Here is a 23,404-nt window from a genome sequence, read left to right as displayed (position 1 = left end):
ACCCCATATAATTTTTTATTGGAAAATAACACATTAAAACAATTGACCGCAAGCACTTTTTATGAAATATTAAGATATGTTATCAAGAGTATATAAATTAATCTTTGTGGCATTCATCTCGTACATTGCAATACTAAATCTCTTTTGTTTTATAACCACATTAAACCCCAAAGCATTAATAAACCCATTTTTTTTAAAAACCAGAACCTCAAGTGTATATCTCCTGATCAAGTATATTGTAACTGACACCGGGATTATTATTAGACCAACATCTGAAAAAACAATCAATGATTACATTGACCAGGTTGCACCAAAGTACGATATAGATCCAAAACTTGTAAAAGCGGTGGTACAGGTGGAATCCAAATATAATGAATTTGCCATTTCAAGAACAGGTGCAATAGGGCTTATGCAGGTTATGCCTGCTACTTTTTTTGAGATGGGATACTCAAAACCATTTAATTACAAGGAAAACATTGAGGCAGGTGTAAAATATCTGTCAATCCAATTAAAGAGATTTAACAATCTTGAGCTTGCTCTCTCAGCCTACAATGCCGGGCCTGGAAATGTGTTAAAAAATATGGCAATACCGGATTTTAAAGAAACAAAATCATACATAAAAAAAATACTCGAGATTTATACCCCTTAAAGTTTATTGAAAATATTTCAAAATACTCTCAAAATTTGTCTCAATAGGGGTAAACGTGGCATTTTTCTTGCCAATGGCATATTTTACAAAGTCTTCCACTTCGTTTTCATCTAAAATATTTTTAATAAAAGATTTATTATAAAATTCATCAATAAATCCAAAAATATCGAATTCATTGCTATCTATAATGCGTTCAACCTCTTCATTTTTTTCACAGAGCTATTTTTGAGCATCTTAAAGTAAACCGGAAGAAGTAAAGCATTGGCCTTTCCGTGATGTATCCCTTTATGGTTTGTAAGATAGTATCCAAAAGCGTGAAGCAGTGTTGTGCCGGTGTGAAGTATGACAAAACCGGCAAGCGAAGAAGAATATAAAGCTTTCTCATAGTCGAAGCTTTTGCATTCTGAATATGTTTTTAAAATGCTAATTATATTTTTTAAGGCTGCCTCAGCAATATAATCACTGAAAGGGTTTGCCTTTAGAGAAATATACCCTTCAAAAGCATGGGTAAAAGCATCAAAAAGGGTTGAAATAAGCACCTCTTCGTTAAGAAATGTCAAGTATTCAGGCAACAAGACTGCAAAATCAGCAAAAGTAGTCTCTTTAGAAAAATTTATTTTGTCTGCTTTCTCTACATCAGTTATTATGCTATAATTATTTACCTCACTTCCGGTGCCACAGGTGGTTGGGACAAGTATAAGGGGGAGTGAACGCTCTACTATTTGTTTTGAAAGCATTTCATAAAAGCCACCCTCATTTTTTGCAAAAAATGCCATTGCTTTTGCTGCATCAAGACTGCTCCCGCCCCCAAAACCTATGGCGATTTCGCACCTATTTTTTCTTAAAAATTTTGCCCCTTTTATTACGGTATTTATTGAAGGGTTTTCCTCTACTTCGTCAAAAAATAAAAACTCTTTTTCCTGATAAGTAGTTACAAGAAAATCTCTGAAACCTGTCTTATATATGGCTGATTTCCCGGAAATAACTCCTATTTTATCATAGTACGTTAACAACTCACGGAAAATCTCTTCCTTTTCAGGTTTAAAAAAAGTTTTTACAGGACCATAAAAATAAAATTTATCCATCAATAAACTTTCCACCTTTATAAATGAGTTTTCCATCAGCGTAAACCCGGCCGTTTTTCATAGACTTGATCAAGTCCCAATGCAGTCCCGACTTATTTTTGCCGCCAGCCTCAGGATACGATGAGCCTATTGCTAAATGCATTGTCTGACCAATTTTTTCATCAAAAAGAATATTCTTTGTTGGAAACTTGATATTTTCATTAAGACCAAATGCTATTTCCCCTACAAACCTTGCACCTTCATCAGTATCAAGCATTTTCAAAAGAAAATCTTCATTTTTTTCTGCTTTTGCTTCAACAACTTTCCCTTTTTCAAACTTGAGATAAACCCCCTGAACCTCAACCCCCAAAAAGGATGTTGGCATATCAAAATACATTTCACCCTCAGCACTATTTTCCACCGGGCTTGTAAAAACTTCACCATCAGGCATATTATGTTTGCCGCAGCAGTTTATCCACTTCCTTGACTCAACGTTTAAAGTTAGGTCGGTTTGTTGACCTAATATCCTGATAGACTTGACACCTGTCAATCTATCAACTATGCCCTGCTGAAATCTTTTGACATTCTTCCAGGCTTCAACAGGGTCATCTTCATTGAGTTTACAAGCGTCAAAAACAAATTCAGAGTATGACTCAAAATCCATTTCGGCATCCTGAGCCATACTTGCAGTAGGGTAAGGTGCAATATTCCACCTGAATTTTCCATGAGCTTCCCTTTCAAACATAATATCTTTCAAAACTCTTGTGGCATTTCTGTTGACAGCTATTTTCTGCTTATCTACACCCGACAACTGCTTGGTATTTGATTCGGAATCAATATAAATCATTGCATCATGAGTCTTTGCTGCCACCATAATACTTTCGGGAATCATTTTAAGTATTTTCTCATTGGCATACCTGTAAAAAAGCGCCATCTGATCAGCAAAACTCATTTTAACTATCGGATATGCACCCATCTGCAGTATTTTTTTAAAACAGGCCTTAATAAGGGGCTCGGCACATGCTTCACCCCTTATTTCGACCACCTGATTTTCTTTTATTTCAAGGCTATATTCACAAATAAGCCTTGCAAGCTTTTCTTCATAAAACATTAATACTCCTTACTTCAAATTATAAAAAGCTGACAACCCCGGATAACTGCTCTGATCAAGCAATTCTTCTTCAATTCTTATCAGCTGATTGTATTTACACACCCTGTCAGTCCTGCACGCTGAACCGGTCTTAATCTGACCGGCATTTACAGCCACTGACAAATCTGCAATTGTAGTATCTTCAGTTTCACCTGAGCGGTGAGAAATTACGCAGGTATAACCTCCTCTTTTAGCCATTTCAATAGCTGCAAGGGTTTCGGTAAGTGTTCCTATCTGATTCAGTTTAATAAGTATTGAGTTTGCAATTTTGTTATCAATACCTTTTTTAAGCCTTTCTGTATTTGTCACAAAAAGATCATCGCCAACAAGCTGGACTTTGTTACCGATTGCTTCAGTCAGCATTTTCCACCCTTCCCAGTCATCCTCAGCAAGACCATCCTCAATTGAAATAATCGGATATTTTGCAACAAGATATCTATAATATTCAATCATATCCGCAGCAGTCTTTTCAGGATTTTTTTCTGCAGCCATTATATACTTTCCATTTTTATAAAGTTCGCTTGATGCAACATCAAGAGCAAGATATATATCTTCACCAGGCTTATACCCCGCCTTTTCAATGGCCATCAAAATCACTTCAAGTGCTTCCTCATTTGATTTGAGATTTGGAGCAAAGCCACCTTCATCGCCAACAGCTGTATTGTACCTTTTTTCAGTCAGTACTTTTTTAAGGCTATGGAAAGTTTCTGTCCCCATTCTCAAAGCTTCCTTAAATGAAGATGCTCCAAGGGGCATAATCATAAATTCCTGAATATCCACATTATTATCAGCATGCTTACCACCATTTAAAATATTCATCATTGGTGCTGGCAACTGATGAGCAAATACTCCACCTATATATTTGTAAAGTGGCAACCCGAGTGCATTGGCAGCCGCTTTTGCACATGCAAGCGAAACACCAAGAATAGCATTGGCACCAAGCTTTTCTTTATTTTTCGTACCGTCAATATCAATCAAAATTTCATCTATAAGCTTTTGTTCCAGCACATCAATTCCTTCTATTTCAGGGGCAATGATTTCATTTACATTCTGGACAGCTTTCAGTACACCTTTACCCATAAACCTGTTTTTATCACCATCTCTTAACTCTGCCGCCTCAAACTCCCCTGTAGAAGCACCTGAAGGCACCGCCGCAGTACCTACTGTCCCATCGCTTGTAACTACCTCAACCTCAACAGTGGGATTACCCCTTGAATCCAAAATCTCCCTGGCATAAACATCAATAATATCAGTCATAACTCACCTCAAATTATTTTTAAAACTATGAATTATATATTGCAAAAAAGATAAAAAAACAATAGTATTTAGCCCGAATTTTAATATCCATCAGAAGGTGATACAATAAATGTACAAAATACCAAATCTTCTTTTTGCTGACAAAAAGGGACAAATTTACGACCACCCTACTCTTAAAATGTGTTGCAAAACCAATATATTCAACATTGTCCCATATGAATCTGAGCTTGAAGAGCTTCCTAAATACTCAAAAATTAAATTTATCGAAAACGCAAAACCATATGCCTATGATCAGGAAAGCGCCAAAATCATCGAATTTGATGGAGGTTATCCCATTTACGTTGTGCCTCCCAAAGGATATCTCAGGGTTAGCCTGCCAGCATTTCTGAAAACAAAAGACAGCAAGCCCATAAACGAAGCCTGCACCGCAGTGGGGTTTATGGATGAAAAATTTTATTTTTCAGCCATAAAAATAGATATACTCACATCTGATATCACCCAGGCAAGAAGCTTTAAAGATATACTAAGCACATATAGCGGCTCAAATAATTTGATCAGGCATTTCGCCAAAATGTCAAAAAGCATATATAAAGATATCGAAAATCTCACACCACTCGGAAATGAGCTTATTCTTGATACTTATTATCTTGAAAACAACTCCGTACAAGAAATATCTGAAATGATTAATTTTCTAAATAATTCTCAAAAAGACCTTGTCATAACATTTGCAAATCTTACACAAGATAAAATTATCCAGAAAGTATGCGATTGTATAAAAGAGATTAAAAAGAATGATAATATAACTATAAATATAGAACCTTACCAGATTAACATTGATACCATAAAATCAATTTTGAATTCTGACATTGATCTTGTAACGCTAAATATTTCTTCTCTTAACAATTCTATTGCACACAATATTCTTGGCTTTCATCAGGAGTATGAAACTTATTTTAAAAATGCCCAGAAACTCATCGACATTTCCAAAACATATAACTTTGAAATAATCCTTAACCTCAATATATTGCCAGGATTTACAGATATAAGACCAAATGTCCAGAGCCTAATCGACTTTATTACCACATATAATCTAAATTTTTTGAAATTATCCAATATGGCAATTGATAGTGACATTTTTTTTAAAAGTGGTACAATATTGGAAGAAGAGATTTTGGGCGTTAAAAATATGCTTAAAGAGCTAAAGAAAAAATGTAAATCTATAAAATTTGGTGCATTTACAAGAAGCAAGAAATATCTCTACAAAGATACCGGTCTACCGGATTTGAAAAGGAGGAAAAGATGAAAAAATTTTTACTGGTTGCCGCAGCCATTTTAATCTCAACGGTCACATCTTTTGCCAAAGATATCAAGCTTGACCCAGGCCTTACTCAGGATATGTTTAAATCTGCTACCAAAGAACTTGGCGTTGCCCTTGCATTTAACCCTATGTCCCCCGCAGAGCCTCTCGGGATTACTGGCTTTGATGCCGCAGCAGAAGTAATAGTTACAGAAATAAACGACGACAAAGATTATTGGAAATTAACATTCAAGAATGGTGATACAATTCCTACAATTCCTACTGCCAGAATTCACCTCCAAAAAGGGCTGCCTTTTAATATAGATGTTGGAGCAATGTACTCATCTGTTCCTTCAACTGACATCAAACTTTGGGGTGTAGAAGTAAAATATGCAATACTTGAAGGTGGTATAACAATGCCTGCTATTAGCATAAGGGGCGCTTTTTCAAAACTTGAAGGGATAGATGAAATTGATGTAAACACTTACTCTGGCGATCTTATGATAAGTAAAGGCTTTCTTTTTCTTACACCATACGCAGGCATTACGATGCTCCGTGTAAACGCAAGTGAAAACAGTGACCTTGTAACTCTTGATGATGTACATGAGACAATTTACAGGGGACTTTTGGGGCTTCAGGTTTCACCACTTCCTCTGTTGAATATTACCGTTGAAGCAAGTATCGGCGAAGTTAAACAATACGGACTAAAACTGGGGCTGAGATTTTGATAAACGCAAGCTTTTATGACTATATTGTGCTTGGAAGTGGCGTGGCGGGTCTAAGAGCCGCCATAGAGCTTTCCAGGCAAGGTAAAGTTGCAATAATCACAAAATCTTCACTTGGTGAAAGCAATACGGAGTATGCACAAGGTGGTGTGGCTGTAGCGCTTTCAGACGATGATGATATCTATCTTCATTATGAAGACACAATCAGGGCTGGTGACGGTCTGTGTGACAAAGACGCGGTAATGACACTTGTTGAGGAAGGACCTAAATATATCAAAGAGCTTATTAAAATGGGCGCAAAATTTGATATGCATGGGGACCACCTTTCATTTACAAGGGAAGCCGCCCACAGCGTAAACCGAATCATACATGCAAGCGGCGATGCCACCGGTCATGAAATTGTCAGAGCTCTAAAGGATTATGTAAATAATATCGATAAGATTGATAAAATTGAAAATTACTTTGTGGTTGATTTGATAAAATGTGATAACAAAGTGTGCGGAATTATAACTCTTGATGAAAACGATAATTCCTTTCATTACTTTTACTCCAAAGCTGTAATTGTTGCAACTGGAGGCGCAGGCAGAATATTTGAAAGGACTACAAATCCCGAGGTTGCCACAGGGGATGGAATGGCGATAGCCTTCAGAGCGAGTGCCACATTAAAAGATATGGAGTTTTTTCAATTTCACCCGACAGGGCTTCATGTGGAAAATGCTCCTGCCTTTCTTCTCAGCGAATCGATGAGAGGTGAAGGCGCAGTTTTAAAAAATATTCATTACGAAAGATTTTGCCACAATTACCATGAAATGGGTGAGCTTGCCCCAAGAGATGTTGTCAGTCGAGCAATATTTTTTGAAATGCAAAAAACAGACTCCAAATACGTTTTTATGGATCTCACCCATCTTGACAGTGTTTATGTAAAAAACAGATTTCCCAAAATATACTCTACCTGTCTGAAATATGGAATTGATATTACTAAAGACTTAATACCTGTAAGCCCTGCCGCTCACTATTACATGGGTGGCATTGAAACCGATGTGTGGGGAAGAACAAATATATATGGACTTTACGCATGCGGAGAAACTGCCTGTACAGGGGTACATGGAGCAAATAGGCTGGCCAGTAACTCACTTCTTGAAGGTGTTGTATTTGGGGCAAGAGCAGCAAAGGCCGCGATAATAGATACGAAATATGATGAACCATCAAAGCCTGCTGTTTCTATAAAACCTTCGATGGACAATAAGTTAAATTACGCACTCCTGAAAACCGAGCTACAAAATATTATGTGGGAAAATGTGAGTGTAGTTAGAAATGAAAGATCTTTAAGCTTTGCCCTTGAATTTATAGATAACTATCTTCCTAAGTTTTATGAAAAGATGCCATACGACAGAGATTCAGGAGAATTGAAGAATATGTTTATAGTGTCAAAGCTTATGACAGAAGCTGCAATTGCCAGAAAAGGTAGCCGTGGGGGTCATTTCAGAGATGATTATCCCGAAAAAATGAATGATACAAGACATATAGTTTTTGAAAATGCCCAATTTAGTCCCACTATACGGTAAAGACAAAAAAATATTCTCTACTACTGACGGCTCGTTTTCATTCTTCAATCTCACATACAATGAAGCATATCGAGCCAAATCGGTAGGTGCTTACAATGAAAGCCTTTATAAATTTGTGCTGGGCTCAGGGATAATAGACAGATTGAAGAAAGGTAACGTAAAACTGCTTGATATATGCTTTGGGCTTGGCTATAATCTTGCAATAACAATTGATGAAGCTATCAAATCCGGAGCAACCAACAGACTTGAAATAATTTCCCTTGAAATTGACCGTGAATTGCCTGAAATTGTCAAAGAAAACTTAATATTTTTCCCCTATAAAGGTTATGAAATACTCAGAAAACTTCTAAAAAGCACAGTCGAAGATAACTTTAGTCTCAATATACATTTCGGAGATGCATCAAAAACCATATTTAAAATAAACAAAAAGTTTGATGTGATATTTTTTGATCCATTCAGCAAATCAAAAAATCCTGAAATGTGGGATATCAAAATATTTAAAAGACTGTACGATTTACTTGATAATGATGGTGTTGTTGTCACATACGCCTGCAGTAAAAAAATCAGGAAAGAGTTTGAAGAGGCATGTTTTAAAGTATTCTCCACCCCAAACCTGCCCAATGATTTCCAACCCGGGACTTTGCTAAAAAAGAGTCATTAAAATTTCTTTTACCCAAGTGTAAGTCTTGCCTATGGATGAAATCCTTACCCTTTCATTCACACTGTGAGGAAAATCTATATCCGGACCTATGGAAATCACATCGATATCCGGATATTTTTCTTTTATAATGCCGCATTCAAGTCCTGCATGGACTACTTTAATTTTCAAATCATTATATCTTTTTCTGTAAATCTCTTCTGCAATCTTTAGCAGCTTTGAATTGTAATCCGGCTGCCAGGCAGGATAATCATTATCCCCAAAAACATTGTATCCATATTCAGAAAATTTGGACATAATATCATGATAAATTTTCTCTTTAAAATCCTTTACCGAACTTCTGATGCTCAGCAAAAACTTGATATTTTTATCTTCAGTCCGAACTTTTGCAAGATTTGCAGATGTTACGACATATTCACCTTCCTTGTGTATTACCCCTGAAGGTAATTCTGAAATGAGATTTAATATCTCTCTGCTATTAAGTTCATCAATATACTGACAAGACAGAGTATCTTCCGTAATATTTATAGAAAGTCCCGGCTCTGCGTTTCTGTACTTTTCACAAATATCATTACAAATATGTTGCAAGTGTTTAAAAGGATAAGCTGTTAAAATACTTGAACTTGCGCTGACCGGAATTACATTGTGTCTCGTACCGCCTGAGATACTTGAAATCTTTACATCGTCAATACTAAGAAGGACTTCAGCCATAATTTTAACTGCATTAAGCCTGTTTTTATCAATATCAATACCTGAATGTCCGCCAAAAAGACCTTTAATTTCAATCAGGTAGCCTCTATTCTCACCATTTTCAATAAAATCATACCCCTTTTCACCATAAATATCTCTTCCACCTGCGCAACCTATTATAATTTCATTATCATCTTCCGTATCCAGATTAATCATATACTTTGAGGATAGAAGCCCTTTTTCAAGATTGTTTGCTCCATTCAACCCCGTCTCTTCATCAACGGTAAATAAAAGTTCAAGGCTTAAATTTCTCAATATATCTTCATCATCACAGAGCGCCATCATAATAGCCACCCCTACCCCATTATCAGCACCGAGTGTCGTTCCACTGGCCTTCACAAAATCACCCTCAAAAACAAGCTTTATACCATCTTTTTCAAAATCATGATTGCTATCTTTCAACTTTTCGCAAACCATATCCACGTGACTCTGGAGAGCAATAACGTTTAAACCTTTGCCTGCATAAACAACAAGATTACCACCCCGGTCGACTTTATAACGAAAGCCTTTTTTCTCTGCCCACAGTTTCAAATATCCGATTATATGTTTCTCATTTTTTGAACATCTTGGAATTTCAGAAATTTCTTTAAAATACTTTAAAACTTGCTCAGTCATTTTTCCTCCAACATATAAATATGCAAATATTTTCATATATTTTAACTATTGTACCTTTTTCCAACCATACAAAATAATTTCGTTTTTGTTGACAATTTTTATATAAAATATATATTGTGAAATCAATCAAAATAGGAGGTTATTGATGGCTACTGTATTTACAAGTGAAAATTTTAAGAGCGAAGTGTTAGATAGTGATGTTCCAGTGTTGGTGGACTTCTGGGCTGTGTGGTGCGGACCTTGTAAAATGCTTGCTCCAACAATCGATCAGCTTGCCACTGAGTTTGAGGGTAAAGCAAAAGTAGGAAAAGTGAATGTAGACGATAACCAGCAACTTGCTGCTCAATTTGGGATTATGAGTATCCCTACTGTTATTATTTTCAAAGGTGGAAAAGTTGTTGAGCAGTTTATTGGCGTTCAACCTAAAGGTGTTTATGTTGATGCACTAAATAAACATCTTTAAAATAATGAGGGGATAAATGCCTATATACGAATACGAATGCAAAGAGTGTAAAAATAGCTTTTCAAAACTTGTTATCAAGCAGGATACAAAGGTTGAATGCCCAAACTGCAAATCTGATAACGTAGAAAAGAAAATGAGTAAAATTTCATCTCTTTCTTCGGGTAACACGTCCACAGCATCCTGTGGCTCTTCGGGATTTAGCTGAGCTTAAAATCTATCGCCGGGGTCCGGCGTACAAAAAAGGCACCGAATTTGCGGTGCCTTTTATTTTATAAATAAACAGTCAAATATTGTTTACAAAAAAAACATTTTTACAGATTAATCAGCTGCTCTTTAATCTCTTTTCCTGGCTTAAAATAAGGTATCTTTTTGGCAGGAACCTGAACCTTTTCGCCGGTTTTTGGATTTCTTCCGGTCTTTGCGCTCTTTTGCCTTACCTTAAAGCTGCCAAAGCCTCTTATTTCAACTTTGCCACCATTTTTTAAGGTATCTTTGATAGATGAAAAAACACCATTTACAATGAACTCTACCTGCTTCTTGGTCATCTCCGGGTATTCTAACGATAATTTTTCAATTAATTCTGACTTGGTCATATTTAACAGCCTCCTTTAAAGATAAAATTGCTTCCATTTTCAACTATAACGTATTATAACGTGTATAATTTTATGTGTAAAGTAAATTTTAGTCTTTTTTATAATATATTTAAAGTGGAAGAACATTGAAAGAAAGAAATTACACCCTTTTTAAAAAGATAATCAACTCCAGTTTTGGGGTTTTTACGAGCAGAATATTCGGACTTATCAGAGATTTAGCAGTCGCAGCATTTTTTGGTGCGTCCAAATATACCGATGCTTTTTTTGTTGCATTTGCCATACCAAATCTTTTCAGGGCACTATTTGCAGAAGGTGCCCTTTCATCTGCTTTCCTCCCTATATTAGCTGAAAACAAAAATAAAGGGAGTGACTATGCAAATACATACATGACAAAACTGCTTTTTTATCTTTTTATTCTTGTAGGCTTTGTAACTCTCACAATAATTATTTTTTCCAGATATTTTGTTATTATATTCTTGCCAGGATATGTAAATGACCAGGATACGGTAATTTTTGCTTCAGGTATTCTGAAAATAGTAATGCCATACCTTATTTTTATAAGCTTATCCTCAATATTTGCCGGATTTTTAAATCTTTTGGGCAGTTACTTTATCCCTTATTCTTCCACTGCACTTTTGAATATTTCCATGATAGCTGGTGCTTACATAGGCTGGAAGTTAAACGGAAACATTTTTTATCTTGCTTACGGAGTATTTGTAGGAGGATTGTTGCAGTTTGTGTTGCTGTTCATATATTCATATTATTTCGGATACAAAATGGAATTCAAAAAAGAGATTGATGGCAATGTTAAAAAAACCTTCCTTTTGATTATTCCTTCAATAGTCGGGGTTGGGATAAGCCAGCTAAATTTTACGATCGGAAGAATTGTGGCTTCATTTCTAAAAGAAGGGAGTATTTCATATTTATATTATGCAAATAGACTTTTTCAGTTCCCCCTTGGCGTATTTTCTATAGCATTAAGCTCTGTGGCGCTTGCTGAATTAAGCAAGCTAAATACCGAAAATACTACCGAAAGACAATACCAGCTGATAGATAAATCAATTGCAGCAATATTTTTAATTATACTTCCTGCAACTGCCGGGCTAATAATTCTTTCAGATGAAATTACAAAATTTATTTATCAAAGAAACCTTTTCGGTGCAGAAGACACAAAAAATACAGCAGAAGCATTAATTATGTACTCAATAGGTCTTATATTTTATTCCCTTGTAAACCTCTTTACCAAAGTATTTCACTCAAGAAAAGACACCAAAACACCTGTTAAAATTGCATTTATTTCCTTTATAGCAAATCTGATATTCATGTTGCTATTTATAAAATGGCTTTCCCATTCTGGAATTGCACTTGCATCTACCTGTGCAGCATTAGTCAACTCATTATTACTGTACATAAATATCAAAGACTATAAATTTAACTTCAAGGCTAATTCAAGGCTGATTATAAAATTTATTTTTGCCACACTCTTTATGTCAGCAATACTAATTATTTTAAAAAATTATAATCTAAACGTATTGATTGTCATTGCGATTTCTGCTATTAGTTACTTCCTTTGTTTAAAGTTGCTAAACATAAACATCAGGAGAGTCTTAAAGTGAAGTGTTGTGTCCAGAGAGTTCAAAGTGCCTATGTGGAGATTGATAAAAAAATATATTCTGAAATTGGACAGGGGTTATTGATTTTAACAGGATTTTTGAAAAATGATGAAGAAAGTTTTATAGATTATATGGCAAAAAAGGTTTGCGGGCTTAGAATATTTGAAAATGAAAATGGAAAAATGGATTTCTCCGTTCAGGATATCGGCGGAGAAATCCTTATTGTCAGCCAGTTTACGCTTGCAGGGGATACAAAAAAGGGGATGAGACCTGATTTTACCAGCTCCATGCCACCAGATACAGCAATCAAATATTATGAAAAATTTATATATAAATGCAAAGAAATTTTAGGGCAGGATAAAGTAAAAACCGGTATTTTTGGCGCAAAGATGAAAATAGGTCTTGTAAATAACGGCCCTGTAACTATAATCTTGGAAAAAAAATAATTATAAAGGTGTAATTATGAAGTTACAAATTCTTGATGTTGGACCGCTTTACGTAAATTGCTCAATATTTTCAGTAAATGGAAAATGTATAATTTTTGACCCGGGCGATGACTTTAATGCAATTGACGAATATATTACAAAAAACAAACTAAAGCCACTTTATATTCTCAATACCCATGGCCATTTTGACCATATCGGTGCAGTTGATGAGCTTAAAGATAAGTACAACATTCCATTTTATATGTCCAAAAAAGATGAAAAAATCATGGAAGAAACAGCCAAACAGGCAGTCTTGTTTGGCCTTCCGCCAAGAAAGGCTCCCAAAATTGACAGAGATATAAAAGACGAAGATATATTCGAAATCGAAAATATAAAAATAAAGGCACTTGCAACGCCAGGCCATACCCCTGGCGGAATGTGTTTTCATATTCTAAACCAGAAAATTGTAATTTCCGGAGACACTTTGTTTTATTTGTCTGTTGGCAGAACAGACTTTCCATATTCTGACTTTGATGCTCTTGTAAAAGGTATAAAATCAAAGCTTTTCACACTTCCTGATGATACGGTTGTCATACCGGGTCATGGAGAAAAAACAACAATAGGGTTTGAAAAAAAGACAAATCCTTTTTTGAGGTAAAATATGGATTACGGAATCAAAATTTGGTCCAAAAACTATTTTAAGATTAAAGACGGTAAAGTAATTGTAAATTATGGAAAAAAACCTTCAATAGTCGACATTGTAAAGGAAATTAGAAGCGAAGGGTACAAAGGGCCTCTTTTAATCCGTTTTCCCCATCTGATTAAAAGTCAACTCGATTTACTTTTTAACAGTTTTAACAACTCAATAAAGGAATATTCATATAAAGGGAGATTCAATGGTGTATTTCCTTTAAAAGTAAATCAATTTCCAAACTTTGTAATCCCCCTTACCGATATGACCAATGGATACAACTACGGACTTGAAGCGGGAAGTAAACCTGAGCTAATAATTGCAATGAGTTATACAAATCTTGGCAGTCCGATAGTCGTAAATGGTTTTAAAGACAAAGAGATGATTTCCTTGGGATTTATAGCAGCCCAGATGGGGCACGATATCACAATCACAATTGAAGGGATAAATGAGCTTGAAACCATTCTGGAAGTAGCCAAAGAAATGGGACCACCTTATCCAAATATTGGGCTTAGAATAAGACTGCACAGCTCAGGTATAGGTATATGGGCAAAAAGTGGAGGTATTAATTCAAAATTTGGTCTTACTTCTGCAGAGCTGGTTGAGGCAATGACAATGTTAAAGTCTGCAAATATGCTTGAGCAGTTCAAAATGATACATTTTCATATTGGCTCACAGATTAGTGAGATTTCTCCTATGAAAAAGGCACTCAGAGAAGCAGGCAATATTTATGCTGAATTGTATAAAATGGGTGCAAAAAACTTAAATTCCGTTGATTTAGGCGGTGGGCTTGCTGTCGAATACAGCCAGCACAAGGGGATGTATGAAAAAAACTATACCCTCGAGGAATTTACAAGTGACGTTGTCTATTTGCTAAAAATGATTGCCCAAAACAAAAATGTTCCTGAGCCTGATATTTATATAGAAGCCGGAAGATTTGTGGCAGCTTACCATGCGGTTGTCGTAACCCCTGTTTTGGAGCTTTTTTCCCAGGAATATGACCAGAAAGAATTGATTTTAAAGGAAAAAAATCCGCCATTAATTGATGAGCTTTATGAACTCTACAAAATTATGAATGAAAATAATGCAGTTGAATTTTTACACGACAGCCTTGACCATATGGAATCCCTTTTAACACTTTTTGACCTTGGATACATTGATTTAATTGACAGAAGCAATACGGAGATACTGGTACACCTTATAATCAAGAAAGCTGTCGACCTGCTTAAAAATAAGGATATGACAGATATTATCAATATACAAAATATGATACAGGAAAGATACCTCCTGAATTTTTCAATCTTTCAAAGCCTTCCTGACTATTGGGGTTTAGGTCAGCACTTCCCAGTAATGCCCCTTGAAAAGCTCGATGAAAAACCAACACGCTCTGCAAGCCTATGGGACATTACTTGTGACAGTGACGGAGAAATCTCTTTCGACACACAAAAGCCTCTTTTTCTTCACGATGTAAACCTAACTGATGAGGATTATTTTCTCTGTTTCTTCCTTGTGGGAGCATACCAGGAAACTATGGGGATGCAGCATAACCTTTTTACCCACCCCACTGAATTTACTGTGGAATTTAATGATGATGGCGATTACGAAATTAAAAACATAATTGAAGCCCAAAATATTCTGGATATACTTGACGATATGGATTATGATATAAAAGATGTGGAAAGAAGACTGAAACAGAAGATTGAAGAATCGGACTTAATAGACGATGAGACAAAAAAATACACTTTGGGAAGACTTTATGTATTCTTAAGTGAAAACTGCTATCTTAAAACAATTGCAGGATGTAAAAACGAATAAAAGGAGTTGGTATGGGAAAAGTAGTTATCATTGGAGCAGGTGGAGTAGGAAATGTCGTTGCAAAAAAATGTGCCTCTCTACCGGAAGTATTCACTGAAATCTGCCTTGCAAGCAGAACACTTTCAAAATGTGAGCAAATTGCAAAAGAAGTCAAAAAAAATTACAATGTAGATATCAAAGTTGAACAGGTTGACGCTGATAATGTAAGTGAGCTTGTAACATTATTGAAAAAATACAAACCAGACCTCGTAATAAATGTAGCTTTGCCCTATCAGGATTTGACCATTATGGATGCGTGCTTTGAGGCAGGTGTAAACTATCTTGATACAGCAAACTATGAGCCAAAAGATGAAGCACATTTTGAATACAGCTGGCAGTGGGCTTACCAGGACAAATTTAAGGAAAAAGGGCTTATGGCAATTTTAGGTTGCGGATTTGACCCGGGCGTAACAAATATATTTTGTGCCTATGCACAAAAACATTTATACGATGAAATAAACTATATCGATATCCTCGACTGTAATGCTGGCGATCACGGACATCCTTTTGCAACAAATTTCAACCCGGAAATCAATATAAGGGAAGTTACACAGGTGGTCAGACACTGGAGTGATGGAAAATGGGTAGAAACTCCACCGATAATTGAAGATGGCTCAGTGCATTTTACTTTTGACTATCCTGTAGCTGGCCCACGTGAAAGTTATCTTTTGTATCATGAAGAGCTTGAGTCACTTGTAAAAAATATCAAAGGCTTAAAAAGGATTCGTTTCTGGATGACATTTTCGCAAAATTATCTTACTCACCTGAAAGTATTGCAAAATGTCGGTATGACGAGAATTGATGAAGTGGATTATGAAGGTTGCAAGGTCGTTCCTTTAAAATTTTTAAAGGCACTTTTGCCTGACCCCGGCACCCTCGGAGAAAATTATACAGGTAAGACTGTTATCGGTTGTGTTTTTGACGGCAAGAAGGATGGAAAGAGATTTAAAAAATATATTTACAACGTATGCGACCATGCCGAAGCATACAAAGAGGTGCAGGCACAGGCTGTTTCATACACCACCGGTGTACCTGCAATGATTGGCGCTATGATGTTTTTGACAGGAGAATGGAAAGGCGCAGGTGTGTTTAATGTAGAGCAGCTTGACCCTGACAAATTTATGGAAGCTCTTAATAAATATGGCTTGCCATGGGAAATTGTTGATTTTGAAGGGAACCTTCCAGAATGAAAAAATTTATAGAATTAGCTGAAAAATACTTTCCTGAAGAAATTACCGGCAGGGTGAAAACACCCTGCTATCTTATCAGTGAAAATAAAATTGAAGAAAATTGCCAGATACTTGACCATGTTCAAAAAAGTACCGGTGCCAAAATTATTCTTGCACTCAAAGCTTTTGCCCAGCCATATGGATTTCAGATTATAAAAAAATATCTTCACGGCGTATGTGCAAGCGGACCGGTAGAAGCAAGGCTTGGAAGAGAAGAGTTTGGCAAAGAAGTGCACACATTCGCCCCTGCCTTTACAGAAAGGCAGTTTGATGAGGTGCTTCAATATTCAGATTTTATTATTTTTAACTCCATAAACCAGTTTAACAAATATGCAAAATCAGCAAAATTAAGTGGAAAGCAGGTAGGCCTCAGAGTAAACCCCGGCCATTCGGAAGTGGAAGTTGAGCTTTATGACCCTTGTGCAGTTGGCTCAAGGTTTGGAATAAATCCTGAAGATTTGAAAGATTTTGACATTTCTCAAGTGGATGGTTTTCACTTTCATGCTATGTGTGAGCAAAATGCAGATGTGCTTGTAAGGGTACTTGAAAGTTTTGAAAAAAGATTTGGCAAATATATCAACAAACTTAAGTGGGTAAACTTTGGCGGTGGACACCATATAACAAGAGATGACTATGACGTAAATCTTTTGATAAACACTATCAACACATTTAGAAAAAAATACGATAATATTCAAGTTTATCTTGAGCCTGGCGAAGCTGTGGTATTGAATGCCGGGGTATTTGTTACTGAAGTGCTTGATATTATTTCAAACGGTATTGATATTGCAATTCTGGACTCTTCAGCGGAAACCCATATGCCAGATGTGCTGGCAATGCCCTACACCCCAAAAATTATTGGTGCTGAGAAGCCAGGTGTTTACAAATATACTTACAAACTTGGTGGAATATCATGCCTTGCAGGGGATTTTATAGGCACCTATTCGTTTAAAAATCCATTAAAGATAGGGGACAGGCTTGTGCTTCTTGATATGGCACTTTACTCTTTTGTTAAAAATACCACTTTTAACGGGATTGAACTGCCCTCAATAATTTATTTTGACAGGAATTTTAACATAACATATCAAAAGGATTTCAGCTATTTTGATTATAAAAACAGAATTTCATAGTTTTTGAAATTGCATTGTTACGAAGTCTTCATGGTACTTTGCTTTTTCAAAGATAAAACCTGCATCAATATATCTTGATTTTACGGTATATGCTTCTTCAACCGGTATGCCAGATAAAATTAATGTTCCACTTTTCTTAAGACATTTTTTATTGAAATCAATCAGCTCCAATAATATTTCAACATATATGTTTGCAACAATTACATCAAAATCTGAGTCTATGCATCTGTTGTCACCGCAAACAACATAAATATTGTCAATATCATTAAGTTTTGCATTTACCCTGCAAGTCTCACAGGCTTTGAAAGATATGTCAAAAGCGACTGCATACCTTGCACCGCATTTTAAAGCTGCTACCGACAAAATCCCTGTCCCGCATCCAACATCAAGAAACGTTTTCCCTTTCAAATCAAGAGACTCAATAAATTTCACACACCCAAGGGTAGTTTCATGCTCACCGCTACCAAATGCACCTGTAATGATTTTAAACTTTTCCCCTTTTATCTCGTAACAAAAAACGCTCTCTTTATTCATAAAGCCAGATTACCAGCAAACAATTGTTTATGTCAAACCAAAACACATAAATTTTACTTACCAAAACAAAAAATTGTGGTATAATTTGGGAAAGTTTAAATTTTCACGATTTTTTTATGGTAGATAATATACATTAGTAGCAAAGAGGTGAGCTATGAAAATGATTTTTGTATTTGTTTTTACATTTTATTCTTTACTGTTGAATGCTTTCGACAATCTTATCATTATAGGGACAGTTATAGAAAAAAATAACCAATATATTGTCGTACAACCTAATAATAGAAATTGCAACAAACAAGTAAAGATATATTCAAATGATTTAAATTTTATAAATAACTTACAACCTGGCAATAGTATATCTGTTTTAGTAGAAGAAAATCAATGCAAAGATGTCTTACACCATTTAAATTCAATGCCTTTGAGGTGATTAAATGAAAAAAGTAATATTTTATATTTTATTGTTCTCTTTATACTTTATACAAGCTCAAAAAGCAATCTCAGCAAATAGCTGTACAGACTATTCTTACATACCGGCAACATTTACTGCGTCTGTTCCTCCAACAGTTATGATTGCTTTAGATATTAGCGGCAGTATGAGTTGGTATGCATATTATGAAAAATATGACTCAAGTAAAAATTACGAAGGTTTATTTGACCCAAAAAAAGTTTACAAGTTTGTAAAAGTTAATAATAGTTATAAATGGATAGAAACAAATGTAACTCACTCTGGCTGTGATGAGAACTTATGGCAATATACTAATCCTGGTGTAAATACAATTGCCAGCGGTTCTTGTTTAAACTGGAACTATATGACACGTATTGACATTTTTCAGTGGGCAATGACTGGTGGTGTACCTGCAGAATGTCCAGGAGCAGTTGGTAATACTCAAAAGTGTGATCCTGAAATAGCTTGTACAGGAAACACATGTACTATTGAAAGTTATAATGGTATTAAAATAGAACTACCTTTGTATGATAACACAAGCCATCATGGCATTATGGATGCAGTCCTATATCAGCTTAAAGAAAAAGAAAATAGACCTAGAATAGGAATTATGTTTTTCGCAGGTAATGGTATTTCTAATAATGGAAGAAGCGTTTATGTTGGTGATTTTTTGACTGCAAATAGCACTGATACGTCATATCCTTATAAAAATTTAATAACTTCCATTAATACCGTTACAGTTAGTGGTAGTACCCCTTCAGGGCCTGCTATGTGGGATGTTTGGAATTATTACTTACAAAATGATGCTCAATATGGAGGATTAGACCCTGATAAAGGATCTGATAACTCAAATCATTTTAAAGATCCTTTGTGGATATGCAATAATGGAGATGGTAATGGATTGAAATGTCAATTTGCACCATGTTCTAGTAATTATGTAATACTTGCATCAGATGGACAATGGAATACTCCTTCAAATAATATTGATGACCTTGATATTAATGGCAATTCACCGGATCCAGTTGTTCCTGCACACAAGATGCATCTTGGTGGTATAAGAAACAAGGATAATATTTTTGTAAATATAGATGCAGTATATTCTTTTGGAATGTTTCTTGAAGGTACAGGTATAACTTCTTTGCAAAATGTGGCGATGTATGGTGCATTTGATAAAGATATTTCAGGTTCCGAGTGGCCAGGGGGAACATCAGACTACCCAGATAATAGTTGCCAAATGGTTGATGCTGGTTATGGCAAAGGTAGCGCATGTGAAACTTTGCCCTCTTCTCACTCAGACTGGGATGCAATAGATAATTTAAATAGGACGTCAAGCCCAGATGGATTGCCAGATACTTTTTTTAGTGCAAAAAATGCTCTAGAATTAAAAGAACAATTAATAGCAATATTTGACGATATATTAAAAAGAGCAAATTCAGGTACTGCTATAGCAACGGTTTCTACAGAAAAGCGTGAAACTTCGATGCTTTATCAAGCTTATTATTATCCACAATTTGAAGATAATAATACTCAAATAAATTGGATTGGTGATATAAAAACTTACTTCATTGATGATAAGGATAATATAAGAGAGGATTCTAATGAAAATAATAAGTTAGAGTTAGCCACTGATAGTATTTTGATTTTTAAATTTTTAGACACACTTGGAGAAACGAGAGGATTTAAAATTGATGACAGTGACTCTGATCTTATCCCTGATTCATGTGATTTACCAAGCGGAGATGGATACAACCTTAAAAATCTAAATCCAATCTGGAGTGCTGCTAGTGTATTAAAAAACACCAATGCAGAAAATAGAAAAATAGCATATAATAAAGATTGTACAGTTAATTGTACATATACATTAGACAATAATTTTATTAATACAAACTCTGATACAGTTAATTATATTTCTAACGTTTGGGGGCTTGATACATCATCAACAGAAAAATTAATAAACTTCATAAGAGGGATTGATTATTCTGATACAAGAAGTAGGAATACTGGCAGTGGAGTATATAAATTAGGAGATATTATTAACTCAACACCAATTGTTTTAAAAAACCAACAGGTCAATGCTTATGATTTAATTTACAATGATAGTACTTACCATTCATTTGTAAATTCTGATATAGTTACAAAAAGAGAAAATCTATTATTTGTTGGCGCTAATGATGGCATGCTTCATGCATTTGCCAGTGGTAAAATAAAAGATAGTAGTGATTCTAATTCTGTTGCTGAAGTTTACCCTGACAACAACACGAGCTTAGGCCAAGAGCTATGGGCTTTTATCCCTAAAAATGCGTTACCATATCTACAATGGTATTTTGAAGAAGGGAAAGCATGCCACGTACCTAAGGTTGATTACAGGTTTATGCTAATTGATGCTTCAATTGGTGATGAACAAGATAAAAAGGATTCTTGGAGGACAGTTTTAATCGGAATGATGGGGTTCGGTGGTAAAAAAATAATTACTGATAATACGTATAGCTCTTCTATATTTGCAATTGATGTTACAACACCTGAACAGCCAAAATTACTGTGGGAATACCAACTACCAGATAATACACTCACACTATCTTACCCTTCAATAATTAGACAGGGAGATAAAACATCTAAAGGAAGCTGGTATTTAGTAGTTGGTAGCGGGCCTTTAGATCCTGATGGAAAAAATTTTCTTAGTACATCAAACAGTGCTAAAATATACTTTATTAACCTAAAAACAAGTGAAATAAGTCTTCCTATGGCCTCGCATTGGCTCTGAGCACAGCCTCCGGCCTTACCCATACTTGTAAACACTTCAAATGGCTCATTGTTCTCATCGAAGTTAATTGTAACATACAATTTACCACAGCCGGTCATCATCTCGAGAGTTTTACCAAACAACACCTTTGGTCTTGGTCTTGGCTTAAAAACACCATGATACTCCTGAACGACCTCCTCTTTAGCACTCTTTTCCCTTGTCCCAAGGTTAATCACCTGTGCATCACGACTTCCATCACGATATATCGTTATCCCTTTACACCCTAACTTGTAAGCAAGTATATAAACATCCCTTACATCATCAATCGTCGCCTCATTGGGAAAATTTACAGTTTTACTTACGGCATTATCGGTGTATTTTTGAAATGCAGCCTGCATCTTGACATGCCATACTGGAGCTATTTCATGTGCCGTAACAAAGACCTTTTTTATGTGGGAAGGTATCTCCTTAATATCGTGTAATGTACCTGCATTAGCTATTTTATCCATAAGCTCTTTAGTGAAAAAGCCCTCTTTTTTTGCTCTTTCTTTAAATATCGGATTGACCTCTACCAATTTGTTGTTATCCATAACATTTCTATAAAAGGCAATTGCAAAATACGGTTCAACTCCGCTAGAACAACCTGAAATGATAGATATTGTACCTGTAGGTGCAATAGTGGTAACTGTTGCATTTCTCATATACTCATAACCTAGTTTAGGATAAATACTTTCTTCAAAATTTGGAAAATTGCCCCTTTCTTTTGCAAGCTCAGATGAAGCAAGTCTACCTTCATCCTGAATAAATTTCATGACCTTTTCAGCCAAACCTATAGCCTCATCAGAGTCGTAAGGGATATCAAGCAATGCAAGCATATCAGCAAAACCCATTACCCCAAGTCCTATTTTTCTATTTTTCTTTGTCATTTTGTCTATTTCATCAATTGGATAACAATTCATATCTATAACGTTGTCAAGAAATCTTACACCGGTATGAATTACATATTTTAAGTCATCCCAATCAATATCATTATTTTTTACAAACTTACCAAGATTAATTGAACCTAAATTACATGATTCATAAGGTAAAAGTGGCTGTTCACCACAAGGGTTAGTACTTTCTATCTCCCCTTCATTAGGTGTTGGGTTAAATTTATTTATTCTATCAATAAAAACTATTCCTGGATCACCACCTTCCCAAGCAAGCTTGACCATCTGGTCGAAAACATCTTTTGCATTTAATTTTTTCACAACTTTACCGGTCTTCGGATTTTTGAGCTCATATTCTTCATTTTTTAAAACCTTTTCCATAAATTCTTCTGTAACAGCTACAGAAAGATTAAAGTTTGTGAGCTTACTTTTATCCTGTTTCGCATAAATAAATTCCATAATATCAGGATGATCCACCCTTAAAATCCCCATGTTTGCACCGCGCCTTGTACCACCCTGTTTTATTGTTTCAGTAGCAGAATCAAAGACACTCATAAAGGATACAGGACCACTTGAGACACCCTTTGTCGATTTTACAACATCGTCTTTTGGTCTAAGCCTTGAAAAAGAAAACCCTGTACCTCCCCCTGACTTATGGATAAGTGCTGTATGCTTGACAGACTCAAAAATCTTATCAAGTGAATCTTCTACAGGTAAAACAAAGCACGCTGACAACTGCTGCAACTCTTTGCCTGCATTCATAAGCGTAGGTGAATTAGGCAAAAATTTTAAATCAACCATCATATCATAAAATTTAAATGCGTACTCTTCATATTTAGATTCGAAGCCATATTTTAATTCAGCAGTAGCAATATTTATTGCTACTCTCTGAAACATCCCCTGAGGCGTCTCCACAACATTGCCGCTTTCATCCTTTCTTAGATACCTTTTCTTCAAAACAGTAATAGCATTAGCAGATAATTTTGGCTCTTTATTTAATTTTTCTAATAAATCTGTTTTAATCATTAATT

General features: G+C 35.4%; 20 protein-coding genes and 1 pseudogene. 14 read left to right on the top strand and 7 right to left on the bottom strand.

Features of this window, described 5'->3' with window-relative positions:
- Positions 1–76 precede the first annotated feature (76 nt).
- On the top strand, positions 77–649 hold the full coding sequence (locus ACTCAF_RS01645; protein WP_463061561.1) for a lytic transglycosylase domain-containing protein: 573 nt from the start codon (positions 77–79) through the stop codon (positions 647–649).
- A gap of 182 nt (positions 650–831) precedes the next feature.
- On the opposite strand, the gene ACTCAF_RS01640 is transcribed toward ACTCAF_RS01645, so the two are convergent.
- Genes ACTCAF_RS01640 through eno form a run of 3 tightly spaced genes read right to left on the bottom strand, consistent with a single transcriptional unit; the run spans position 832 to position 4,120 of the window.
- Positions 832–1,734 (bottom strand): iron-containing alcohol dehydrogenase, encoded by a 903-nt coding sequence (locus ACTCAF_RS01640; protein WP_463061560.1) that lies wholly within the window; start codon positions 1,732–1,734, stop codon positions 832–834.
- Complete coding sequence (locus tag ACTCAF_RS01635) at positions 1,727–2,824, bottom strand: aminopeptidase (RefSeq protein WP_463061559.1); 1,098 nt, start codon at positions 2,822–2,824, stop codon at positions 1,727–1,729. Before ACTCAF_RS01635 ends, ACTCAF_RS01640 begins: the two co-directional genes overlap by 8 nt.
- A gap of 9 nt (positions 2,825–2,833) precedes the next feature.
- Complete coding sequence (gene eno, locus ACTCAF_RS01630) at positions 2,834–4,120, bottom strand: phosphopyruvate hydratase (protein WP_463061558.1); 1,287 nt, start codon at positions 4,118–4,120, stop codon at positions 2,834–2,836.
- Between the two features lie 109 nt (positions 4,121–4,229).
- On the opposite strand from eno, the gene ACTCAF_RS01625 reads away from it, so the two are divergent.
- From ACTCAF_RS01625 to ACTCAF_RS01610, 4 genes are read left to right on the top strand one after another with little or no spacing between them, the layout of a single operon-like run.
- A complete protein-coding gene (locus ACTCAF_RS01625; protein WP_463061557.1) occupies positions 4,230–5,423 on the top strand; it encodes a hypothetical protein in 1,194 nt (397 codons plus the stop codon).
- The gene (locus ACTCAF_RS01620; protein ID WP_463061556.1) at positions 5,420–6,145 is read left to right on the top strand and encodes a DUF6588 family protein; all 726 of its coding nucleotides are present in this window, start codon (positions 5,420–5,422) and stop codon (positions 6,143–6,145) included. The genes ACTCAF_RS01625 and ACTCAF_RS01620 overlap by 4 nt, the downstream gene beginning before the upstream one ends.
- Positions 6,145–7,707 (top strand): L-aspartate oxidase, encoded by a 1,563-nt coding sequence (gene nadB / locus ACTCAF_RS01615; protein ID WP_463061621.1) that lies wholly within the window; start codon positions 6,145–6,147, stop codon positions 7,705–7,707. Before ACTCAF_RS01620 ends, nadB begins: the two co-directional genes overlap by 1 nt.
- Positions 7,679–8,368 (top strand): tRNA (5-methylaminomethyl-2-thiouridine)(34)-methyltransferase MnmD, encoded by a 690-nt coding sequence (locus ACTCAF_RS01610; protein ID WP_463061555.1) that lies wholly within the window; start codon positions 7,679–7,681, stop codon positions 8,366–8,368. Before nadB ends, ACTCAF_RS01610 begins: the two co-directional genes overlap by 29 nt.
- On the opposite strand, the gene pepD is transcribed toward ACTCAF_RS01610, so the two are convergent.
- Positions 8,351–9,730: a beta-Ala-His dipeptidase gene (gene pepD / locus ACTCAF_RS01605; protein WP_463061554.1), complete on the bottom strand. Its 1,380-nt coding sequence runs from the start codon at positions 9,728–9,730 to the stop codon at positions 8,351–8,353. The two genes, ACTCAF_RS01610 and pepD, sit on opposite strands and share 18 nt — an antisense overlap.
- Positions 9,731–9,875: 145 nt before the next feature.
- Between pepD and trxA the strand changes: the two genes are divergently transcribed.
- Positions 9,876–10,193: a thioredoxin gene (gene trxA, locus ACTCAF_RS01600; protein WP_463061553.1), complete on the top strand. Its 318-nt coding sequence runs from the start codon at positions 9,876–9,878 to the stop codon at positions 10,191–10,193.
- Between the two features lie 16 nt (positions 10,194–10,209).
- The gene (locus tag ACTCAF_RS01595; RefSeq protein WP_463061552.1) at positions 10,210–10,398 is read left to right on the top strand and encodes an FmdB family zinc ribbon protein; all 189 of its coding nucleotides are present in this window, start codon (positions 10,210–10,212) and stop codon (positions 10,396–10,398) included.
- 106 nt (positions 10,399–10,504) lie between these two features.
- Here the strand turns inward: ACTCAF_RS01595 and ACTCAF_RS01590 are convergent, their stop codons facing one another.
- A complete protein-coding gene (locus ACTCAF_RS01590) occupies positions 10,505–10,786 on the bottom strand; it encodes an integration host factor subunit beta (protein WP_463061551.1) in 282 nt (93 codons plus the stop codon).
- A 125-nt stretch (positions 10,787–10,911) separates the two neighbouring features.
- Here ACTCAF_RS01590 and murJ point away from each other — a divergent pair, with 125 nt between their 5' ends.
- The 6 genes from murJ to nspC are packed head-to-tail and all read left to right on the top strand — an operon-like array spanning position 10,912 to position 17,725.
- The gene (gene murJ / locus ACTCAF_RS01585; protein WP_463061550.1) at positions 10,912–12,402 is read left to right on the top strand and encodes a murein biosynthesis integral membrane protein MurJ; all 1,491 of its coding nucleotides are present in this window, start codon (positions 10,912–10,914) and stop codon (positions 12,400–12,402) included.
- Complete coding sequence (dtd, locus tag ACTCAF_RS01580) at positions 12,399–12,845, top strand: D-aminoacyl-tRNA deacylase (protein ID WP_463061549.1); 447 nt, start codon at positions 12,399–12,401, stop codon at positions 12,843–12,845. The genes murJ and dtd overlap by 4 nt, the downstream gene beginning before the upstream one ends.
- Before the next feature lie 16 nt (positions 12,846–12,861).
- Positions 12,862–13,482, top strand: coding sequence for an MBL fold metallo-hydrolase (locus ACTCAF_RS01575; protein ID WP_463061548.1), 621 nt, complete (start codon positions 12,862–12,864; stop codon positions 13,480–13,482).
- A 3-nt stretch (positions 13,483–13,485) separates the two neighbouring features.
- A complete protein-coding gene (gene speA, locus ACTCAF_RS01570) occupies positions 13,486–15,330 on the top strand; it encodes a biosynthetic arginine decarboxylase (RefSeq protein WP_463061547.1) in 1,845 nt (614 codons plus the stop codon).
- An 11-nt stretch (positions 15,331–15,341) separates the two neighbouring features.
- A complete protein-coding gene (locus ACTCAF_RS01565; RefSeq protein ID WP_463061546.1) occupies positions 15,342–16,559 on the top strand; it encodes a saccharopine dehydrogenase family protein in 1,218 nt (405 codons plus the stop codon).
- Positions 16,556–17,725 (top strand): carboxynorspermidine decarboxylase, encoded by a 1,170-nt coding sequence (nspC, locus tag ACTCAF_RS01560; protein WP_463061545.1) that lies wholly within the window; start codon positions 16,556–16,558, stop codon positions 17,723–17,725. The genes ACTCAF_RS01565 and nspC overlap by 4 nt, the downstream gene beginning before the upstream one ends.
- Here nspC and ACTCAF_RS01555 read toward each other — a convergent pair.
- On the bottom strand, positions 17,720–18,259 hold the full coding sequence (locus tag ACTCAF_RS01555) for a 50S ribosomal protein L11 methyltransferase (RefSeq protein ID WP_463061544.1): 540 nt from the start codon (positions 18,257–18,259) through the stop codon (positions 17,720–17,722). The two genes, nspC and ACTCAF_RS01555, sit on opposite strands and share 6 nt — an antisense overlap.
- 431 nt (positions 18,260–18,690) lie before the next feature.
- On the opposite strand from ACTCAF_RS01555, the pseudogene ACTCAF_RS01550 reads away from it, so the two are divergent.
- A pseudogene (locus ACTCAF_RS01550) lies at positions 18,691–21,369 on the top strand (pilus assembly protein); the annotation flags it as partial.
- Here the strand turns inward: ACTCAF_RS01550 and ACTCAF_RS01545 are convergent.
- Entirely contained in the window at positions 21,282–23,399 is a 2,118-nt protein-coding gene (locus tag ACTCAF_RS01545; RefSeq protein ID WP_463061543.1) for a vitamin B12-dependent ribonucleotide reductase, read from the bottom strand. The pseudogene ACTCAF_RS01550 and the gene ACTCAF_RS01545 overlap by 88 nt on opposite strands.
- Positions 23,400–23,404: the final 5 nt, after the last annotated feature.

The sequence above is a fragment of the Deferrivibrio sp. genome, from assembly GCF_055117995.1.
Note: the sequence above shows the minus strand (reverse complement) of the source record. Positions and strands in the feature narration are given on the sequence as shown.